The organism is Pseudomonas sp. CMR5c, from assembly GCF_003850545.1.
Lineage (GTDB): Bacteria > Pseudomonadota > Gammaproteobacteria > Pseudomonadales > Pseudomonadaceae > Aquipseudomonas > Aquipseudomonas piscis.
The window spans coordinates 1,908,188-1,929,009 of the sequence record NZ_CP027705.1 but is presented as its reverse complement, the minus strand read 5'-3'; the positions used below and the strand labels follow the sequence as shown (position 1 = coordinate 1,929,009).

The following is a 20,822-nucleotide window of genomic DNA, read 5'->3' as shown; positions in this document are numbered from 1 at the left end:
GTATTAAGTCAAAGCGGTCATCACCGCTCGACGGTAGGCCGGCCGTGCTGCCAGCCGCTGGTACCAGGCCTGCAGGTGGGGTAGCGCCGGGCGCTCGATGGGCATCTCGAACCAGGCGTAGATGAAGCTGCCCAGGGGAATATCGCCCATGCCGATCTCCTGGCCGGACAGGTAAGGCTGGTTCGCCAGGGCCTGGTCGACCCGCTCCAGCAACTGGGCACAGGTGTCCCTGGCGGCGTCGATTCGCACCCAGTCCTGCTCGGCCGAAGGGGTGCGCAGTACCCCCCAGAACAGGGGACGGAATACATCAGCGAAGGTCGAGGTGGTCCAGTCCATCCACTTCTCGGCGCTGGCCCGGGCCTGCACGTCGGTCGGATACCAGGGCGTGCCGGCGGCATGCCGGGCCAACAGGTAGCGTACGATGGTGTTGGATTCCCAGAGCACGAAACCTTCGTCCTCGATCATCGGGATCCGACCGTTGGGGTTCAGCGCCCGGTACTCGGGGGTGTCCACCACGCCGAAGGCGCCGCCGGCATCCAGGGACTCATAGGCCAGCCCCAGCTCTTCGGCGCACCACAGCGCCTTCCTGACATTCGATGAATTCTTGCGGCCCCAGATCTTCAGCATGACCATCCCTCGGTAATGAATGCCGGGGCAGTCTACGCCTGATCAGTCGCGACTCAAATCGCTGTGCATATCACCAAGTCCCGTGAATTGCGGCTGGCCGATCAGATGCGGATAGCATTTTTTCAGGTGGTCGAAAAAGAAGTGCTCCGGGACATCGGCGAACTGCCCATGGTCCACCAGGTACTCCATCGCCTGCTCGCCCTGGCGGTTGAAGGGCTGGAACACGCTGTCCTGCACACCGTCGAAATCCAGCGGTGCCACATCGAACAGCTCGCACAGGTCCTGGTTGAACGCCGGCGTGGCCTTGACCCAGCGCCCATCCAGGTACAACTCGGTGTAGCCGTGCATGGCGAACACGTCGCTGCGCAACAACTCCAGCAGGTGCGGGGGCGACAAGTGATTACGCACATCGGCCAGGCCGATGCGTGCCGCAATCCCGCAGTGCCGGGCACAACCGGCCAGCAAGGTGGCCTTGGGCACGCAATAGCTTTCCCCCGTGGCCAGGGCATGGCTGCCGCGCAGGGTTCCGGGATCGAGGCTGAAGGTATAGGGGTTGTAGCGCACGGCCTCGCGCACCGCGTAGTAGAGGCTCATCGCCTGCTGCCGGGGATCACGATCGACACCGCGATGAGATTCGGCGAACTCCACCACCGCAGGGTGGTCACTATCGATGAAGCGGCTGGGACGCAGGTACTCGTGCATGGGCATAACCTCCAGGTGAACCCTGAGTCTATAGAGGCATCCAGCACAGAGATAACGACGTTTCGGCCAAAGATCATGGCCTGCTTCACCCAGCCGGACGGAATGTGCAGCCGACGTTCACCGGCCAGGGCCAGCCTGCCCCGCACCGCCCCGGGCACCCGCTTGGCCGCACGCCGGCTAAGCTCTGAAGGTGCTTCGGGTCCCTGGCCTCATGGAGGATTGAATATGCTGTTGTTGTGGATACTGGTTCTGTTGGCAGGCATCGCCTACCTGGCACACCGCCGCACCGCTCCGTTGCCCGCCCTGGGCGCAGTCGCCATCTACCTGCTGGCCATGGGCATCTTCAGCCACGCTCCCGGCTGGTTGCTACTGGTGTGCTGGGTGCTCTTGGCGGCAGTGGCCGCGCCCCTGTTGCTACCCGACCTGCGGCGCAAGCATTTCAGCGCCCCGCTGTTCAACTGGTTCCAGAAAGTCCTGCCGCCGATGTCGCAAACCGAGCGCGACGCCATCGACGCCGGCACCGTGTGGTGGGATGGCGAGCTGTTCAGCGGGCGTCCTGACTGGAACACCCTGCTGGCCTACCCCAAGGTCCAGCTCACCGAGGAAGAACAAGCCTTCATCGATGGTCCCACCGAAGAGCTCTGCGCCATGGTCAGCGACTGGCAGATCGGCCAGCAGATGGACCTGCCTGCGGAGGCCTGGGCACATATCAAGGAGCATGGTTTCTTCGCCCTGATCATTCCCAAGGAGTACGGCGGCAAGGGCTTCTCGGCCTACGCCCACTCCCAGGTGGCAATGAAGCTGGCGACCCGTAGCGGCGACCTGGCCTCCACGGTCATGGTCCCCAACTCCCTGGGCCCGGCCGAACTGCTGCTGCACTACGGCACCGACGAACAGCGCAACCACTACCTGCCACGCCTGGCCCGGGGCGACGACATTCCCTGCTTCGCCCTGACCGGCCCCCTGGCCGGCTCCGACGCCGGCGCCATGCCGGACACCGGGATCATCTGCAAGGGCCAGTGGCAAGGACAGGAAACCCTCGGTCTGCGCCTGAACTGGGAAAAGCGCTACATCACCCTGGGGCCGGTCGCCACCCTGCTGGGCCTGGCCTTCAAGGCCCATGACCCGGACCACCTGCTGGGCGACGAAGAGGACCTGGGCATCAGCCTGGCCTTGATCCCCACCGACACCCCCGGGGTGGAAATCGGCCGCCGCCACCTGCCCCTGGGCGCCGCATTCATGAATGGCCCCAACTCCGGCAAAGACGTGTTCATCCCCCTGGACTTCCTCATCGGCGGCCAGGAGATGCTCGGCAAGGGCTGGATGATGCTGATGAACTGCCTGTCGGTGGGACGCTCCATCTCGCTACCGGCAGTGGGCACCGGCGCCGCCAAGTTCACCAGCCTGGTCACCGGCCAGTACGCTCAGGTACGTGAGCAGTTCAACGTGCCGCTGGCGGCCTTCGAAGGCATCCAGGAAGCCCTGGCGCGCATCGGCGGCAATGCCTGGCTGATGGACAGCGCGCGCATGCTCACCGCCAATGCCGTGGACCTGGGGGAAAAACCCTCGGTGCTGTCGGCGATCCTCAAGTACCACCTCACCGAGCGCGGCCGCGAATGCATCGGCCACGCCATGGACGTGCACGGCGGCAAGGGCATCATCATGGGGCCCAACAACTACCTGGGCCGCAACTGGCAGGGCGCGCCGATCTTCATCACCGTGGAAGGCGCCAACATCCTGTCGCGCAACCTGATGATCTTCGGCCAGGGAGCGATCCGCTGCCATCCCTTCGTGCTCAAGGAAATGGCCCTGGCCGGGCGCGAGGACCATGACCAGGCCCTGAAGGAGTTCGATGCCCTGCTGCTCAAGCACATCGGCTTCGCCGTGAGTAACGCCGCCAGCACCCTGGTGCTGAACCTGGGCCTGGGCCGCTTTGAAAAAGCCCCGGGGGACAGCCTCAGCCAGGGCTACTTCCGCGCCTTGAACCGCCAGGCCGCGGCCTTCGCCCTGCTCGCCGACCTGTCGATGATGCTCCTGGGTGGCGAACTCAAGCGCCGCGAGCGCCTGTCCGCACGCCTGGGCGATGTGCTGAGCCACCTGTACCTGGGTTCGGCGGCGCTCAAGCGCTACCACGACCTGGACTCGCCGGAGTACCTGCAACCGCTGCTGGCCTGGGCCATGGAAGAAAGCCTTGGCCACTCGGAACGAGCCCTGGACGAACTGCTGCGCAACTTCCCCAGCCGCACCTTCGGCTGCCTGCTGCGGGTCCTGGTGTTTCCCTTCGGCCGGCGCCATACCGGCCCTTCGGACCGACTGGACGCCGAAGTGGCGGCGATCGTCGGCCGGGCCAAGGGCGATCCTGCCCTGGAAGCGGTGCTGGCCGGTTGCTACCGCCCACAAGCGGCGGACGATCCGGTGGGTGCCCTGCAGCATGCCAGCGAACTGCTCAGCGCCGCGCACCCGCAGTACAAGCGCCTGCACGAGGCGTTGAAAAGCGGCCAGTTCAAGCCTGCTGCCGGCGAGTCGGTCATCGACGCCGCGCTGGAGGCCGGTGTCCTGCAGGCAGCCGAGGCGCAAAGCCTGCACGCGGCCGAAGCAGCGCGGCGCAAAGTCATCGATGTGGATGACTTCGCCAAGGAAGAGTTGACCTTGAGCGAAGGCAAGACCCGCTAGCAGGCCGTTGAAAGAGGTAAGCGAGACAGCCAGCGCAAGGCAAAACAGGCGAAAAAGCGCAGTTTACGAGTGGTCAATGAACATTTTGACCGGGCTTTAACGCAGCGATGGCAACGCAGGTAGTTTTTCGATGGCCTGCCAGGCGACCGCCCTTGGGCTGGTCGATTATGAAACCGGGCGCGGGAGCTATATACTCCCGCGCCCGTTTTGCTCTTGAGGACCCTGTCATGTCCAACGCCGTCGCCGATCATCTCGTCCTGCTGGACCACCTGCGCAGCATCCTGGTGGCCGTGGGAGAAGCCGAACAGGTTCCCGAAGAAAGCCACGCGCTGTTCCTGGAGCGCTTCGATGAACTGCGCGCCTCGCTGCCGATCGATCCGATCGAAAGCCAGTACCTGGGCCAGGACCTGCTGTGCCAGATCATGCAACGCTACCCACAGATCGCCCACCTGGTGCCGCGCGACCTGCTGTGGTACTTCGCCGGCGACTGCCTGCACTACATGCCCGACGAGGAAATCGACCTGTTCCAGGCCCTCGAGGAGCGGCGCTACGAGGCCGAGCAGAACGACGAGCCCTTCGACTGGAACCAGGAAAAACAGCTGCTGGCGCTCTCCGACCAGGACAGCAAGCACTGATCGATACGCCTGGCGTCACCAAGGCCCGCACGGTTGCACCGGCGGGCCTTTTTCATGGGCGCCGTTTGCCGGCGACTAGGGCGCCCTGCCCGGCCGGCCCAAGGTCGGCTCCTTGGCCAGGCATTCCACCAGGTAATCGATGAACACCCGCAGTTTGGGCGGCAGGTAGCGGGTCGGCGAGTGCAGCAGCCAGGCGCCGCCATGGTAGGAGGCCAGGAAGGTCCACTCCGGCAGCACCTGCACTATCAAGCCCTGCTCCAGGGCATGGCGCGCGGTGAAGTACGGCAGGCTGCCGATCCCCAGGTGCTGCAGCACCGCATCCAGGCGTACGCCGGTGTGGTTGGCGGCGTAGCGCCCACGCACCGCCACGGTGACCGCCTTGCTGCCCTGGGTGAACTTCCAGCGCGCGTCGCTGGGCGTCTCGCCCAAGTAGATGCAACTGTGCTGGCGCAGGTCCTGGGGATGGACCGGCGTACCGTGCTCCGCCAGGTACTGCGGCGTGGCACACAGCAAATGGTCGATGCGCAACAACTGGCGGCCGATCAACCCTGGCGGCGGCCGGTCGGTGATGCGGATCGCCAGGTCGACATGATCGTCGATCAGGTCGACGTCCCGGTCTTCGTGCAGCAACTCCACATCCACCTTCGGGTAACGCCGCAGGAACTCGGGCATATGCGGGTGCACCACAAAACGCCCCACCGCCTTGGGCACGCTGACCCGCACCACGCCCTGGGCCTCGTGGGTGAACTGGCCGCTGATCTCCATCACCGAACGCGCCGCGCTGACCATCTCGCAGCAACGCTTGAACACTTCCTCGCCACCGTCGCTCAGGCGCAGCTTGCGGGTGGTGCGTTGCAGCAAGCGGGTGGCCAGGGCCTTCTCCAGACGCGAAACGCTGCGACTCACCGCCGAAGGCGAAGAGCCCAGCTGGCGCGCGGCCTCGGAGAAGCTGCCGGTCTCCACCACGCGGACGAAAATGGCCATTTCGGCCAGCAAAGGCAGGGGTAGATTTATGCTCATGACGCAATAGTCCATTGAGTTTCGAACGGATTATCACGCAATCGAGGCCGCCACATAATAAAAAAACACTCACTTGCAAGGTCTCGACCATGACGCTGCGCCTGTATTTCCAAGACGATGAATTGAATGTCCCGGTGCAAGTCCTGGACTGCACCAGGGTGGACGACTCGTTCATCGCCACCCTCGACGCCACGCCCTTCCACCCCCAGGGCGGCGGCCAACCCAGCGACACCGGCCGGATTGGCGAGACCCGGGTATTGCGGGTGCTGCAGGAGGGTGAACAGATCCTGCACCACCTGTCCCAGCCCCTGGAGCCTGGTTCTTTCATCGCCCGGGTGGACCCGGACCAACGCCTGTTCAACAGCCGCATGCACTCGGCCGGGCACCTGATCGGCCACTTCGGCCAGAGCCAGGGCTGGATACCGGTCAAGGCCCACCACTGGCCGGGCGAAGGCCGGGTGTCGTTCAAGCCGGGGCCGGCAGCACAGGCCATCGATGCCGACCTGGTGCACAACGCCATCGAGCAATGGATAAGCGCGGACTTGCAACGCCGCATCGAGCTGCAGGACGGCATGCGCCAGGTCGGCTTCGGCCCGCTGCCCACCTTCGGTTGCGGTGGTACCCACGTGTCTCGGCTGCGAGAACTGGGCCAGGTACGAATTGAATCGGTAACGGAAAAAAAGGGCGTGCTCTCGGTCAGCTACGACCTGGCCTGAACCCGCCCTCGCTCGCCCACCTGCTTTGCGGAGTCTCCATGTTGTCCACCTATCTGGGTGAATTCGCCACCCTGGCGCTGGTTCACTTTCTCGCCGTGCTCGCTCCCGGGCCGGACTTCGCCGTCACCATCCGCCAGAGCGTGCGCTTCGGCCGGCTGGTCGGCACCTGCACCGCCCTGGGGATCGGCGCCGGCATCTCGGTCCACGTGCTCTATACCTTGCTGGGGGTCGGCGCCCTGATGCACGCCACGCCCTGGCTGCTGGGCGGCGCCAAGCTGCTGGGCGCCGCCTACATCCTGTACCTGGGCATCAGCCTGCTGCGCAGCAAGGCCAAGTCCGCCCTGCCCGGCGACTCGCCCGACCAGGAGCCGCAACCGACGGCGGCCCGGGCCTTCGTCACCGGTTTCCTGACCAACGCCACCAATCCCAAGGCGACCCTGTTCTTCCTGGCGATCTTCACCACCCTGGTCAGCGCCACCACGCCCTTGGCTATCCAGGCGCTGTATGGCGCCTGGATGTGCCTGGTGAACGGAGTGTGGTTCGTCATCGTCGCGCTGTTCTTTTCCAGCGCCCGGGTGCGCTCGCTGTTCATGCGCCTGGGACACTGGTTCGAACGCGGCATGGGCCTGGTCCTGCTGCTGTTCGCCGGGCGCTTGCTGCTCTCGCTCTGAGCCGCCCGGACCGCCGTGCTAGCTGACGGCCGCCAATGCCCGGCGGCCGACGCAACGCTCAAGGCAAGCGCGCAATGCATCGGCATCCAGCTGCCTGGAACCGATCACCACCAAATGGCTGCCCGGCGCGTCTTGCTCCGGCCAGGCCCCGGCGGGCTGGATATCCAGGCGCGAGCCCACCAGGTGCAGGATGAAGCGCTGCCCGGGATAGTCCTCCAGCTGGACAAAACCCTTGGCGCGATAGACATGCTCCGGAAACTCCCCCAGGACCTTGCGCAGCTCTTGCAGGGACAAGGGCGCCGTACTCTGCCAGCTGAAGCTGCTGAACAACTGGTCGTGCCGGCGGGAGGCTGGCTGGCCGTCATGGCGGGCAAGCGGCACCAGGCGATGGGGACGGATATCGAAAATGAACGGCAGGGGGATGTCGGCAAACACCGCCTCATGGACCTTGGCCCGGGGAAACAGCCACTGGTGCTTGAGTGCCTGCAGGCGCTCGGGGCTCACCAGGTCGACCTTGTTGATCACCACGATGTCGGCGGCAGCCAGTTGTTCCTGGGCCAGGGGCCTGACTTCCTGCGGCAGTTCGCCCTGGCGTTCGGCATCGAGCAGTACCACCACGGTGTCCAGGGCCAGCCGCTGGCGAAACTGCGGGTACCTCAAGGTGTGCACAACCCGCCCGGGATCGGAGACGCCACTGGTCTCGATCAGGATATGCTCGGGCCGCCCCTCGACCATGCTGCACAACTTCTCGAGTTGCTCGATGAGATCGCTTTCCACCGTGCAGCAAATACAGCCATTGGCCAGGCTGGTGATATTTTGCGTGGCACTGACGATCAAACCGGCATCGATGTTTATCTCACCGAAATCATTGACCATGACGCCGATCTTCAATCCATGGTCGCCATTGAGGATACGGTTCAACAAAGTGGTTTTTCCGGAGCCGAGAAAGCCGGAGATGACACTCACATGAATGGTTGGAAGTATCGATGACATTGTTTTCTCACCCTTGAAAGTTCAGAGCGCTCAGCGCGCGAATGACTGGCACACCCGCAACCAGCTACATCTTGTCGTAGAACTGCGGCAGGTCCTTGCGCCAGCGCGCCTGCCAGGGCGTGCCGCCGAAACGATCGTGCCGATCCCAGACCACGCGGCCCTCCAGGACGGTGAGCTCGACCTGGGTGTTGTGGATATTGCCCCGGGGCTCGAGCTCGAACAGGTTGCGGTCGAGCACGATCAGGTCCGCCGACTTGCCCACCTCGATGCTGCCGCAACGATGCTCAAGCTCCATGCACCAGGCGCCGTTGATGGTCATCACGCGGATCGCCTGCTCCAGGGAAATGGGGCTGCCGTAGTAACGCTCGTCGCTCTGATCCCAGGGGTTCTGGCGGGTGATCATGGTCTCGAAGCCGATCCACGGGTTGATGTTGGATACCGGCCAGTCGGTGCCCATCACCGCCACCCCGCCGGCCTCGAGCACGCCCTTGAAGTTGAACAGGCGCTGGGAGCGCTCCTCGCCATTGGCCTGGGCCCGGGCCATGGAGAACGGATAGGGATACCAGGCTACCGGGGAGAAGTCGGCGGTGACCTGCAGGTCCTTGAAACGCGGCAGGTTCTCGTTCAGCAGTACCGATGAATGCGCACAGTGATGGCGTACGCCGTCGGGCCCATTGCGCCGCCGGGCCTCGGCCACCGCGTCGAGGAAAATATCCGACGCCGCATCGCCGGTGCAGTGGGCGATCACGCGGATGCCCTGGCGGTCCAGGTCCACCACCAGGTCGGTGATGTGCTCCGGGGTCAGGTTCAGGCTGCCGCGCCACTGCCCGGCGCCGCTGTAGGGCGTGGCGAAATACGAGGACTGGGTCTCGTGGGTGCCGTCGAAGTGGAACTTCACCGCGCCGGCATTCAAGCGGGCACTGCGATAGAAGTGCCGCTCGCCGGCGAGCAACTCCCAACGCCGCCTGACCGGGAAGATATCGTCTTGCCAACTGATCGCCGCCTCGACCCGCAGCGTCAGGTCCCCGGCATCGTCCAGGGTCTTGAGGGCATTGAGGCGATGCTCGCAGACGTGCACGTACTTGGTCCCGACCACCCCGCGACCGGTCTGGTACTGCACGCCTTCGCCATAGGCACGGACCAGGGCGTGCATCGGAGTGGGCGGCATCGCCGCATGGATCATGGCGTAGCCACCGTCCACCAGGATGCCGCTGGGCTCGCCGGTCACCGAGTCGCGGACGATGTAGCCGTTGGCCGGGTCCTTGGTCTGCGCATCGATGCCGGCCAGCTCCAGGGCCTTGGAGTTGACCATGATCGAACCCCAGGAGCGGTCGAGGATCGCCACCGGGCGATCGGCGATGATCCGGTCCAGCCAGGCACGGCCAGGCTCGATCCCGGCCTTGCGAAACTCGAAGTGGACGAAGTACTGCCCGTAGATCCAGCCGTCGCCCGGATGCTCGCTGGCGTACTTGAGGATGCTGGCCTCGATGTCTTGCGGCGTGGGGCTGTCCAGGCCGACCTCCAGGTAGCCCGAGTAGCCTGGCGCCAGGGCCAGGTCGGGGTGGGTATGCATGTCATAGATACCCGGCATGGCGAACGCACCTTCCAGGTCCACCACCCGGGTATGTTCATCGACATGCGCCTGGATCTGGGCATTGCTGCCTACCGCGACGAAGACCCCGTCCTTTATCGCCACCGCCTCGGCCCAGGGTTGTCGTTCATCGACGGTGTAGATGCTGCCGTTGATGAATACCGTGTCGGATTTTGCGGTGCCATGCCCGGTGTGGCTCGACTTGAAGTTGTTGTTCTTGTTGCTGTTCATGTGAACACCTTCGCCAGGGATATCTAGCGAACAAGATCCATCAACCCCAACGTGCCCTCAATATCATCTCCCGGCATTCGAATATCATTAGGCGGCAACCGGCAAGTTGATCACCGAGCGACTTGTTCCAGGCCGAAACGACACTCCTGGGCGGTCATGCCGAACCACTTCTTGAACGCTCGGTAGAAGTTCGGCGGATAGTCATAACCCAGGGTGTAACTAACTTCCTGCAAGGGAATACGAGTCTTCTCCAGGTACTCCCTGGCCAGCCCCATGCGCACCTCGAGGACCACCGTGCGGTAATTGACTCCGGCCCTGGCCAGGTGCCGGTAGAAAGTCACCGGGGTCATCCTGAACCGTTCGGCCATGGCCTCGAGGCTGGGAAACTCGCGCTGGGGATTCATCAGCAAGCGACGCCGCACCTCATCGATCAGATCGCTCTTGTTGCCATCGAGCTGGGCCATGACCAGCAGGCATTGTTCATGACACAGGCGCGACGTAGAGGGGTTGGCCGCCGGAAACGGCAATTCGTACCAGGCTTCGGGAAACGACAATCGGGTGCAGGGCCGGGAAAACTCGATCCGCCCAGGAAAGATCTCGCCATAGAGCGCCTTGTAGGCCGGCGCCGGGTAATCCAGTTCAAGGCGCAGCTCCCGACTGCCGCTGACTGCAGGCAGGCGCTGGCAGATCCAGTGCCAGGTGGAGGCCATCCATTCCTCCTGCAAGCCCCGGATATTGCTCGGGTGCAGGGGCGAATCGAGGATCACCTCGACCCGCCCGTCGCACACCTGCCTGGTGCCGTTCAGCGGATGGGGCAGCAACGGCGTGCTGCCGAAGGTCAGGTCCCAGGACTTGCGCAGGTTTTCCGCACTCAGGCAGGCATACCCCAAGAGGCCGATATCGGTGATGTCGTAGAGCGCTCCCAGGCGCAGGTAGAAGCCCTGCTCGGCCATGGTTTCGGGGATTTGCTCGAGCAACTGGTAGTACTGCCGGAAACTCAGGCCGTGTTCGTCGCCGGCCAGCACGGCCTTGGCGTCGACACCCACCTGGTACAGCGCCGCCGACAAGTCGAACGGCGGGGCAAAGTCCCGCAGGCAGCGACGCAGATGCCGCAGGAAGTTGGCGGCGATACGATTGGTTTCCTGCGTGGCGATCAAGCGCACCATGTTCCTGCTCTCCTCCCGGCAACCTGTGCTCACAGCAGGCTAGCCCCATAAGCGTCATTCAATAAGGCCAGTGGTAAGGCGTATGCACCCGTGGCGCCAGCTCCAGCGAGTGGACATGCTCGGCGATGTCCCCCAGCGAAGCGAACCAGATGCGCTCGTCGTCCAACAGGCGCTCGATCATCTGCTCCATGGCGTGGATGCGCGACGCACGTCCGCTGACGAAGGGATGGTTGACCAGGTTGAACAGGCCGCCATAACGCACCTGGGCCTCGATCTCCGTCCACCACAGCTCGTGTACCTTGCCCGGAGTCTCGATGGGGCGGCCATCGTCGAAACCGGGAATCCAGTTGTATTGCTCCCAATCGTCGCTGGACCAGTGGAACGGCAATTCCACCAGGGTCCGCCCGCTGCCATCGCCGACATCCAGCAGGTACGGAGCGTCGCTGTCCATCAGCGAGCTGTCGTAGTGAAAACCGCGATCGGCCAGCAATGGCGGCGTGAGGAATGACATTTCACCCAAGGGTGCGCGAAAAGCCCGGGGACGCATCCCGGCGACCCGCTCCAGGGCCTCCAGGCCGCGATCGAGTACATCCGCTTCCTGTTGCGCGCTCATGTCCCGCAAAGGCTCATGCAGGTAGCCGTGGTGGCCGATCTCGTGCCCGCCATCGACGATGGCGCGCACCATATCGGGATAACGCTCGGCGGTATAGCCGGGGATGAAGAAAGTGCTGCGCAAGCCATAACGCCGCAGGACATCGAGAATCCGCGGCACTCCGACCTCGGGCCCGAACATCTGGTGGGTCATCATCGCCAGGCGATACCGGGCCACGGGATCGTTGCTCAGGATCGCGGCTTCGGCGTCGACGTCGAAGCTCCAGGCCACGGCGGCCTGCTTGCCATGGGGCCAGGGAAAGCGCGGCAGATCGGGGAGTGATCCGGACATATGAGGGTCCTCAAGAAAATATCGATGGAGACAGGGTGTCGGGGCCGGTACTCCGGCGGCCGTTCACCACTGCACGAATTCGGGCCGGGACAACCGCCAGGACAGGCGGTCCAGGCAGGCCAGTTGCTCCTGGTCCAGGCGGATGGCAGGCGACCAGGAGGCCTCGGCCAGTTGCTCGAGCCGGTCCGGACCGATGAGGGTCGAGGTGACGCCCGGCTGCGCCTGGGTCCAGGCCAGGGCCACGGCGGCCATCGGGACCTGCAGGTCCCGGGCGATCTGCTGCAGGGCTTCGAGCAGTTGCCAGCCCTCCTCCACGCAGTACTGCGCCAGGAAGCGCGCCCGCGATCCGCAAGGTGCCTGGCGCAGCGGCACCGCTCCGGCCAGAAAACCGCTGGCCAGGCTGGAGTAGGTGACGATGCCCAGCCCATGGTCCAGGGCGATGCGTTGCAGTGCCGGCTCGTACTCGCCACGGTTGAGCAGGTTGAAACGTGGCTGCTCCACCTGGATCGCCGGATAACCGCTGCCGCGCCGGGCCAGTTCCAGCAGCGGTGTGAGCAAGTCGCCGAACGTCTCGAAACCGCAGAAGTTGGAGGTGCCAGCCACCCCGACCTTGCCCTGGCGAATCAAGTCGCCGAAGGCCTCCAGCCACTCCTCGGGATGGGCCTGGGGATCGGGCCAATGGGCATACAACACATCGATGCACTCGGTACGCAGGCGCCGCAGGCTGTCCTCCACCGCACGCATGATGTGGGCCCGGGTCAACCCTTCGCCGTCGGCCCCCTCCCACATGCGCGCCCGCACCTTGGTGGTCAGCACCAGGTCATCTCGCCCGCCCCGGGTTTGCAACCAGCGGCCGATGATGTCTTCGCTCATGCCGACATGGGCCCGGTTGGCAGCGAACTGCTCGGTGCTCTGGTCACCGCCATACATGTTGGCGGTATCGATCAGGTTGCCGCCCGCTGCGCGGTAGGCGTCGAGGATGCGCATCGATTGCACGTCACTGGCGGTCCAGCCGAACTGCATCGTGCCCAGGGCCACCGGCGATACCCGCAGCCCCGTGCGCCCCAGCACCCGCCGTGCCCCCACGGCCGTGGCCACCGTCGTGCCGCATGCTTGTGGAGCCATGGCGTCAATACCCCGCGATGATCTGGCCGCCGTTGATGGCGATGGTCTGGCCGGTCAGGTAGGCGGCTTCGGCGGATGCCAGGAAACACACCAGCCGGGTGATTTCCCAGGCATCGCCCCAGCGTCCCAGGGGGATGCTCTTGCAATCCTCGGCGATCGCCTCGGGGCCGTAGTCGGCGGCCATCCGCGTGGCCACGCTCCCCGGGGCCACGGTATTGACCAGGATGCCCTTGGGCCCCAGTTCCACTGCTAGGTTGCGCGCCAAGCCCAGCAACGCGCCCTTGGCTGTGCAGTAGGCATGGCCGAAGCCCGGACCGCGCTGGGCCCACATCGAGGAGATGATGACGATCCGTGGGTGGCGGCTCTGTTCCAACCAGGGCAGCGCCGCCCGGCACAGGTTCCGGGCCCCACCCACATGTACCGCCATGGTCCGGTCCCAGTCGGCATCGTCGGTGTCGAGCAGGCCCTGCTGGGCGTGCACGGTGCCAGCGTTGGAGACCAGGGCGTCGATCCCGCCGAACAGCTGTGCGGTACGGGCCACCGCCGCCTCCACCGCTGGGCGATCGCTCATGTCGACCTTCAGCGCCAGCAACGGTCCGAGGCCGGCGAGTTGCGCCCTAGCCTGCCCCAGCGCGGTTTCATCGATATCGAAGATCGCCACCCGGGCACCACGCCGCAGTAACTCGGCCGCGTGTTCCGCGCCCATGCCCTGGGCACCTCCGGTGACGATGACGCAACTATCTGCGAAAACAGCGGGACCTGAAGCCATGGTCGGGATACTCCTGGACAGACGAAGGAAGGAAAGTCAGTGCAAGTGGATTTCACGGGGCGCCGCCCCCGCCGCCTCCCGGGTGCCCAGCCCGGGGCCCGAAGGCCCGAAGACATAGGCCGGCTCGGGATAGAGCAGCAGCGACAGATAGAACAGCAGGCCGCCGCAGACGAAAGCCACGACGAAGCTCAGGTCCAGGCCTCCAGCCAGGTGGGCCCAGGGCCCGGTATACAGCGGCGGTGCCGCGCAGAAGGCCAGGCCCAGTAGCGCGGCGGCCAGCCAGGCACCCGTGGCCCGCCAATTGATGCCGCGGACATACCAGTAGCGCCCGCCGGTCTGTGCCCGGGTGAAGACCTGCAGGTCATCGCAGTGGTAGTGGCCACGCCGCTGGGCATAGCCGATGGTCATGATCAGGATCCAGGGCGCGGTGATCACCAGCAGCAAGACCAGGAAGGCATTGACCACGCTGACCGCACTCCAGGCGAACACCCCCAGGTAGACCAGCGCCACGGCGACCATCGCGATTCCCAGCGTGGCTTGCTGGCGATTCAGGCGCGGGATCAACGACGAGGTGTCCAGCCCGGTGCCGTAGAGGCCGACCGTCGCCTGGGCGATGCCGGCGACCAGGCCCAGCAGCACCAGGCCGGCGACATACCAGGAGGGTGAATGGGAGATCAGCGCCGGGATGAAGTTGGCCGCCTCGCCGGCGAAGCTGATGCAGACGAAGGCACCCCAGAGCATGGGCCCGCCCATGCCCAGGACGCCACCGAAAAAGGTGTAGGCCATGATGCTCGGGCAGGAGTGGCGCTGGGGATCGATATAGCGCGTCCAGTCGCCGACGAAGACGCCATAGGACAGCACCACCGAGGCATTGATCAGCATGCTGCTGATCCAGGTCCGCCAGAAATCGCCCAGGGCATATTCCCCGCCGGCGTAACCGGCATCGAAACCCTCGCCGAATGCCAGCAAGCCGAGCAACAGCACCGCGCTCATCAACGGCATCATCAGGCGCTCCTGGATACGCACCAACAGATGAAAACCGCGTACCGCCACCACTATCACCACGATCGCGATGAGGGCGTAGCAGGCGGCCTGGTGCAATGGCCCGGGAGTGATCCCCATCATTCTGCCGAAACCCGCCGCCAGTGCATCGCCGCTGGTCCAGATGGTGATGGCGATGAAACCCAGGGCCGAGAACAAGGCCAGGCAGGTGCCGATGAAACGTCCGGCGACACCAAAATGCGCGCCACTGGACACCGCGTTGTTGGTGCCGGTGCGCGGGCCGAACAGGCTCATGGGCGCCAGCAGCAGGGAACCGATCAGGCAGCCGCAAAGGATGGAAGCGACCGAAGCCCACCAACTCAGGCCGAACAGGATGGGAAAGGATCCGAAGATGATGACGCTGTAGGTCAGGTTGCTGCCGTACAAGACCGTGAACACATGCCAAGGGCGGTAGTTTCTTTCACCGACCGGGACAGTGTCGACACCACGGCTTTCGACGGTGGTGGCAGAAGGCGATCCGGGGGTCATCGACGCATACCTTTATTCTTATAGGTAGGGGCAAGTTGCTTTCGATGGAGAAACTAGGTCCCGGCGCCATTGGATTCAATATCATATTCGATCAATAAAATATCATTTTCCGACATGATTGCAGGCCGCTGGAGCCCCCCGGACAAGGGCACGCGATAAACCAACGTAGTGAAGAGACTTTTATGACACGCAAACAAAAACGCCGCTCGAATGAGCGGCGCTTTTGTGAATTTGGAGCGGGAAACAAGGCTAGAATTAAGTCCATAAGCATATGATTTATAAATGAACTTTATTTATCCCTACTGTAAGGAAGGACTGTGTTACGGACAAATTCTTGCCTCACAGCAAGTCTTTTTCACAGCCTGTCCTGATACCTCTAAGAGTGATGTTCCAATAGGTTGTCTACTCAGTCACGCGTGACGCCCAGATAGCAACGCACGATGCGGTGATTGCCGATCGGGATCGGGTACTGCACATCAAACAGACGCACATCGACCCGCTCATGCAGGAGCTGTCGCTGTACAAGCGCTGGCGCTATGGCAAGCGCAGCGAGCGATTGAACCCCGCGCAGGCAAGCCTTCTGGAGGAGACGATGGATGCCGACATGGCGGCTATCGAAGAGGAAGCCAACGCGCTGCACGAGGCGGTATCCGCCAAGCCTGCGCCGCATGAGGCTGCCGGTCGAACTGCCACGCACCGACATCCATCACGAACCGGCGTCCACGACGTGCCGCTGCGGCTTGAGGCGCATCGGCGAGGACGTCAGCGGGAAGCTGGACTACCTGCCGGGCGTCTTTACGGTCGAGCGCCACATCCGCGGAAAATGGGTGTGTGAGCGCTGCGAGACGCTCATGCAGGCGCCCGTGCCCGCGCAGGTCATCGACAAGGGTATCCCGACGGCGGGACTGCTGGCGCAGGTGCTGGTGGCCAAGTTCGCCGACCACCTGCCGATATACCGCCAGGAAGGCATCTTTACGCGCTCCGGCCTGGCGCCGACGCGCTCGACGCTGGGCGAGTGAGTCGGCGTGTGCGGGCAGCGGTTGCAACCGCTGGTCGATGCGCTCAAAGCCGAAGTGCTGGGCAAAACCGTGCTACATGCCGACGAGACGCCAGTGCAGATGCTCAAGCCGGGCGCGGGCCAGCATCTATGAACAACCATGCCAGCCACTGCTGCTGTTCTAACCGGCAACCGCTGGCATGTTCAATATTCGATTATGACGACTGGCCGGTCGATGTAGCTGCCGACGGGGACGTCCGCTTGTTTCAGGTTTACCCGGCCCGTCACCGAAAGCCGTTGCATCTGGCCCGTGCCCTGGCCGCGCTGGCGGTTGCTGGCGCTGATCGGTGAATTGCCACCCGATTCGAACAACTGGTACTCGATGTAGCTGTTGCTCGAGGCGCCGCCTGTTCCTTTCATACGGCGCCAGGAGCCCGATGGGTTGTCGCCGTTGCTGATATGGACGTTGTAGACGGACTGGTTGGTGCATACGAAGTCGATATCGGTGCGGGCATCGCCAAATTGGGATACCAGCGGTTGGGCGCCGAAGTCGATGCGGGGTTGCGTGGTGCGAAATTCGCAGGTCGGGACGACAGTGAGGGCCAGATTCACCGTCACGGTAGCCGAGTCTTCGTACCACCAGAGGCAGAAAAAGGCGCCAACGGTACATATTTTCCAGCGGTATGTGATGGACAAGGTGTCCGTGTAGCGCCCGGCGACAAGCCCTGGGCTGGCAGGTTGCGTCTGGATATAGAGCTTTCTGTCCGACAACGCCTCTCCGTTGAGGATGATGTTGACCTTGCTCGAGATCTCAGTTTCGATGGAACTGAGTATTTCGTTCGACCAATTGCCGTCAAGAAATATGCGATACGGAATACTGCCCGAGCCAGAGTTGTTCAGGCTGTAGCCGTTCGTGCTGTTCGCCTTGATCCAGAGCTTGGATTGGGTCATGAAAGTCAGCGTGAACTTGCTGCACCGGAAGCTCGAGTCGAACTGTCGTCCCATCCGCTGATTGGATAGTTGAATCGAGTCGGTCGGTCCGAAATCGACCATATAGACCTGCCCCCCCGAACAGTTTTCGCCCGCTCTCGGTTGAGCCTGGACGATATTCGTCAGTAGCGGCAAAGCCAGCGCCAAAAACCAGGAGAAACGATGAGTAAAAAATCTGATCATGGTGGAAACTTTAATCATTGACATGTTTGAGGACCGATACGCGTTATGCCAGCCATCGGCGGAAGTGCGACCGAAGCCTGGCAAGCCTTGCCATCGTCGGCGCGCACGACGTTCAAACGCAGCGCGTCGCGCACGTTCTCCAGGTAGACCTCGCCTTCCCAGCCCACCCAGCCAGTCGCGCCCGAGCTGATGTCGGTCACCTGGCTGCCGCGCGGCAGGGCCTCGCCGTTGCTGTCGCGCAGTTGCAGCAGCGCGGCGCGCAGCTTTTCCAGCTTGAAGTCCACCACGTAGCCGCTGCCCGCGCGCACCGCCACCTGGGTCTCGACGTCCGGAGTCTTCACGTCGACGGGCAGGTCGATCGGATCGATCTGGATGCGCGCCGGGTACCAGGACGTCATGGACGGGATCAGGAAATAGCCATTGTTGTTGGTCTTGCCCAGGTACTGGTTTTCGTAGCGCACAGGAACGTCGGGATAGCCGGCGGTGGACACCAGCGCGAAGGCATCGTTGACCTTGTTGGCGGCGTAGAGCTGGCCGTCCAGCCCGATCAGCGAACCGCTGAGCTGCGCCCAGCCGTTCTGGGACGAGCGCGTGCCATAGGTGCCGCCGCGCACTTCATACTGGGTGCCGCGCCATGACACGTCCGCGCGCCGGTACTGGTCCATGTCCTGGCCGTCGCTCACGCCCAGGCTGTAGCCCAGGCCGCCGCTGGCCGGCGCGGAATGGTTGTAGTTGACCTGTCCCGAACGCCGGCCGTCGTTGCCGCGCATGAGCGACACGCTGGTCGTGGAACGGTCGCCCAGCGGGATGGACAGGGTGACCTGCGCGTTGACGTCGTTGCCGCCCACCTCGCGATTGACGCTGGTGTACAGGAAGGCGCTGCGCCACAGGCTGACGCTGTGCGACAGGTTGATCAGGCGCAGCTGTCGTCCGGTGGCGTCCTGGGTGTCGACCCAGCCGGCGCCCACAGTACCGTAGTCGCCCAGCGCCACGCTGGCGGTGACCACATCTTCCCGCCGGCTCAGCCGGCCGGTATTGCGGTACGTGCCCAGATTGGCGTAGTGCGCGCTGCGCTGGGTGCGCCTGGCGTTCAGGCTGAACTGCGACGAGCTGTAGGAGTAGCCATAGGAAAGCTGTCTGCCGCTGTCGGCTTCCGTGGGCTTCAGGTCGATGTCCTCGTCGCGATAGGGCCAGCGGTCGTCCCAGCGCGAGTTGCGCCAGGCGCGCTGCGGGCCGATGGCGCGCGGGTCGGTCTTGCTGGCGCCCCAGGACCCGGTCAGCACGCCCAGCATGCCCAGTTGCACGTTCGAGCCCAGCCCGCCATCGTGCAGGCCGCTGGCGCCTTCTCCCCAGCCGAATACGGTCCACCCCGGCGTCACGCCGTGGCGGAACACGCCCGAGGCCGCGGGATGTGCATACCGGCCGGACGCCAGCCCGTAGTCCTGACGCAGCAGGCCGGCGGACAGGCTGTAGTCGGTCAGGCCGGGCTTGAGCAGGTCGTTGGAGACGTAGAACGACACTTCCTTGCTGACTTCCCGGCCGAGCGCGTCGCGCGTCACCACCGTGGCGCTGCCCGCGCCATTGATGTACGGCATGGTCTGCAAGGTGAACGGGCCCGGGTCCACCCGGTAGGAGTCCATCTTGTAGCTGTTGATGAACAGATCCACCGTGCTGGGCACCGCCGTCTGGCCGGCGAAACTGGGCAGGGGGTAGGTCACCAGATCGGGGCGCGTGGCGAAGTTCCTGCCGATCTGAAACCCGGCCATGCGCACCGAGCTGGAGGGCGCCAGGGCATCCGTGACGAGGTCGCCCGCCGCGTACTTGCGCATCGACAAGGGGTCGCTGTAGGACCAGCCGGTGTCATACCGCTGGTACCGCGAGCGGTCGTTGTCGTCGCCCATGCTGGTGCCGCCATACCAGACGCCGGTGTTCGAGAAGATGCCGTAGGGGCTGAACAGGCGCTGTTCGCTCCAGGCGGACAGCCGGTTGTTGTTGCGCAGGCCGCGCGTGCGGTTGAAGTTGGCGTAGATGTCGTAGTTCATCAGCAGGCCGACGCTGCTGCGGGCCTGCATGTAGCGCTGGCTCTCGCCACCGAACATCTGGTCGGGCAGCCAGTCGGGCGGCAGCTCGATCAGCAATTGCTGCCTGGCGTTGTCGTGCATCGCCTTGACGCCCTGGATCAGATCCACCGCCACCAGCGATTCCTGCTCGGCGCTCACCGAGACGCCCATGGCGCGCAGCTTTTCCGTCGGTAGATAGTAGTGTCCGTCGCGGTAGGGCACGGGCAGGATCTCGCCGGACGTCTTGCCGTTGACGACCAGCTCCAGGTACAGCGTGGAATCAGGCAGCTTGAAATCGCCGAGCTTGTCCTTGGCCCGCGCGGGGGCGCTCGCGGCCATCACCAGCGCGAAAGCCAGCGCGCAAGGCACGTTGCGGAATCGCACAAGGCGTCGTTTCATGGCGGGCATGTTCCGCAGGCGGGGATCGCTTGCGCGTCCGGGTTGCTGTTGACCTTGGCCTTCAATACGCCGCCCGCGCCGACGCCGGCGAGCTTGAAGCGCATTTCGGAATGCGCCAGCACGTAGCCCAGCAGGCCCGGCACTTCCCAGGCCGGGCGGCCGCCTTGCTGATACGTCACCGCCGACAGCCGCGCATGCGCCTGCCCATCGTTACGCACGGCCAGCCACTGGCCGCCGTCGCGGGATTCCACGCGGAACTTGAGCCGTGGTTGCGTGGCTTTCGTCATGTCGCGGGGTTTCTGATAGTCCTGACGCGTCCAGACGCCTTCGCCGCTGACGAACAGCGGTACCGAATAGCGCATCTGCAGGGCCAGCCCCACGGAGCGCTTGCCGGGCGCCGCGGCCGGACCTTCGGCCTCGGGAGATGGGGCAGCGGGTATCTCGTCGATCAGCACGCGGAAGGCGCGCTCGGTGCCGGCGGGAACAGGTTGGGTGCGGATCAATCGCAGCAGCTGGCGCTGTCCCGGCTGCACTTCGGCCGCGGGCGGACTGACGACGATGATGTCCTGCGGCGTGTAGTCTTCCTCTCCCGCGACCTGGTTCCAGCCCAACACACGGACCTGCAGCCGAGACGGCATCTTGCTGTTGTTTTCCAGCCAGAGGGCGGTGCCGTTCTGGTCGTGCTCGATCGTGGGATCGATGGGCCAGACCAGCAGCGACGATTGCGCCTGCGTTGCCGCGGGTAAGACCATGCCGAGGATCAGGACGCCCAGCGTCCGGGCAAGAAAGCTCATGTTGTGG

Annotated in this window: 17 protein-coding genes and 1 pseudogene; 5 read left to right on the top strand and 13 right to left on the bottom strand. The window is 64.3% G+C overall.

The genetic code is table 11. The features are described from left to right. Positions 1–3: 3 nt before the first annotated feature. Complete coding sequence (locus C4K40_RS09035) at positions 4–627, bottom strand: glutathione S-transferase family protein (protein WP_031321232.1); 624 nt, start codon at positions 625–627, stop codon at positions 4–6. Positions 628–669: 42 nt separating this feature from the next. Continuing rightward, on the bottom strand, positions 670–1,329 hold the full coding sequence (locus C4K40_RS09030) for a transglutaminase family protein (RefSeq protein ID WP_053135772.1): 660 nt from the start codon (positions 1,327–1,329) through the stop codon (positions 670–672). A gap of 225 nt (positions 1,330–1,554) precedes the next feature. Here C4K40_RS09030 and C4K40_RS09025 point away from each other — a divergent pair, with 225 nt between their 5' ends. Both C4K40_RS09025 and C4K40_RS09020 read left to right on the top strand, forming a co-directional pair. After that, positions 1,555–4,002, top strand: a complete 2,448-nt coding sequence (locus C4K40_RS09025) for an acyl-CoA dehydrogenase (RefSeq protein ID WP_053135770.1) — start codon at positions 1,555–1,557, stop codon at positions 4,000–4,002. 227 nt (positions 4,003–4,229) lie between these two features. After that, complete coding sequence (locus C4K40_RS09020) at positions 4,230–4,637, top strand: PA2817 family protein (RefSeq protein ID WP_053135767.1); 408 nt, start codon at positions 4,230–4,232, stop codon at positions 4,635–4,637. Positions 4,638–4,712: 75 nt separating this feature from the next. Here the strand turns inward: C4K40_RS09020 and C4K40_RS09015 are convergent, their stop codons facing one another. Next, a complete protein-coding gene (locus C4K40_RS09015; RefSeq protein WP_031321230.1) occupies positions 4,713–5,657 on the bottom strand; it encodes a LysR family transcriptional regulator in 945 nt (314 codons plus the stop codon). A gap of 89 nt (positions 5,658–5,746) precedes the next feature. Here C4K40_RS09015 and C4K40_RS09010 point away from each other — a divergent pair, with 89 nt between their 5' ends. Together C4K40_RS09010 and C4K40_RS09005 are read left to right on the top strand one after the other, a co-directional pair. Continuing rightward, the gene (locus C4K40_RS09010; RefSeq protein WP_053135764.1) at positions 5,747–6,373 is read left to right on the top strand and encodes an alanyl-tRNA synthetase; all 627 of its coding nucleotides are present in this window, start codon (positions 5,747–5,749) and stop codon (positions 6,371–6,373) included. Between the two features lie 38 nt (positions 6,374–6,411). Next, positions 6,412–7,044, top strand: a complete 633-nt coding sequence (locus tag C4K40_RS09005) for a LysE family translocator (RefSeq protein ID WP_053135761.1) — start codon at positions 6,412–6,414, stop codon at positions 7,042–7,044. Positions 7,045–7,062: 18 nt separating this feature from the next. On the opposite strand, the gene C4K40_RS09000 is transcribed toward C4K40_RS09005, so the two are convergent. The 7 genes from C4K40_RS09000 to C4K40_RS08970 form a co-directional block, all read right to left on the bottom strand. After that, positions 7,063–8,037 carry a GTP-binding protein gene (locus C4K40_RS09000; RefSeq protein WP_053135758.1) on the bottom strand — a complete coding sequence of 325 codons (975 nt, stop codon included), beginning with the start codon at positions 8,035–8,037 and terminating at the stop codon, positions 7,063–7,065. Between the two features lie 64 nt (positions 8,038–8,101). Beyond that, the gene (locus C4K40_RS08995; protein ID WP_053135755.1) at positions 8,102–9,859 is read right to left on the bottom strand and encodes an amidohydrolase; all 1,758 of its coding nucleotides are present in this window, start codon (positions 9,857–9,859) and stop codon (positions 8,102–8,104) included. Positions 9,860–9,969: 110 nt separating this feature from the next. Continuing rightward, positions 9,970–11,025, bottom strand: coding sequence for an AraC family transcriptional regulator (locus tag C4K40_RS08990; RefSeq protein WP_053135752.1), 1,056 nt, complete (start codon positions 11,023–11,025; stop codon positions 9,970–9,972). A gap of 58 nt (positions 11,026–11,083) precedes the next feature. Beyond that, positions 11,084–11,968 carry a polysaccharide deacetylase gene (locus C4K40_RS08985; protein WP_053135749.1) on the bottom strand — a complete coding sequence of 295 codons (885 nt, stop codon included), beginning with the start codon at positions 11,966–11,968 and terminating at the stop codon, positions 11,084–11,086. Between the two features lie 63 nt (positions 11,969–12,031). Next, a complete protein-coding gene (locus C4K40_RS08980; RefSeq protein WP_083456963.1) occupies positions 12,032–13,093 on the bottom strand; it encodes an aldo/keto reductase in 1,062 nt (353 codons plus the stop codon). 4 nt (positions 13,094–13,097) lie between these two features. Continuing rightward, the gene (locus tag C4K40_RS08975; RefSeq protein ID WP_053135743.1) at positions 13,098–13,862 is read right to left on the bottom strand and encodes an SDR family NAD(P)-dependent oxidoreductase; all 765 of its coding nucleotides are present in this window, start codon (positions 13,860–13,862) and stop codon (positions 13,098–13,100) included. 36 nt (positions 13,863–13,898) lie between these two features. Next, complete coding sequence (locus C4K40_RS08970; protein WP_083456962.1) at positions 13,899–15,392, bottom strand: cytosine permease; 1,494 nt, start codon at positions 15,390–15,392, stop codon at positions 13,899–13,901. 427 nt (positions 15,393–15,819) lie between these two features. Between C4K40_RS08970 and C4K40_RS31875 the strand changes: the two are divergent. Next, a pseudogene (locus tag C4K40_RS31875) lies at positions 15,820–16,525 on the top strand (transposase); the annotation flags it as partial. Positions 16,526–16,593: 68 nt separating this feature from the next. Here C4K40_RS31875 and C4K40_RS08960 read toward each other — a convergent pair. The 3 genes from C4K40_RS08960 to C4K40_RS08950 are packed head-to-tail and all read right to left on the bottom strand — an operon-like array spanning position 16,594 to position 20,815. Then, on the bottom strand, positions 16,594–17,562 hold the full coding sequence (locus C4K40_RS08960) for a spore coat U domain-containing protein (RefSeq protein ID WP_053135737.1): 969 nt from the start codon (positions 17,560–17,562) through the stop codon (positions 16,594–16,596). A 14-nt stretch (positions 17,563–17,576) separates the two neighbouring features. Then, positions 17,577–20,021: a fimbria/pilus outer membrane usher protein gene (locus C4K40_RS08955; RefSeq protein WP_164485014.1), complete on the bottom strand. Its 2,445-nt coding sequence runs from the start codon at positions 20,019–20,021 to the stop codon at positions 17,577–17,579. Beyond that, the gene (locus C4K40_RS08950; protein ID WP_083456959.1) at positions 20,018–20,815 is read right to left on the bottom strand and encodes a molecular chaperone; all 798 of its coding nucleotides are present in this window, start codon (positions 20,813–20,815) and stop codon (positions 20,018–20,020) included. The genes C4K40_RS08955 and C4K40_RS08950 overlap by 4 nt, the downstream gene beginning before the upstream one ends. Between the last annotated feature and the right edge of the window lie 7 nt (positions 20,816–20,822).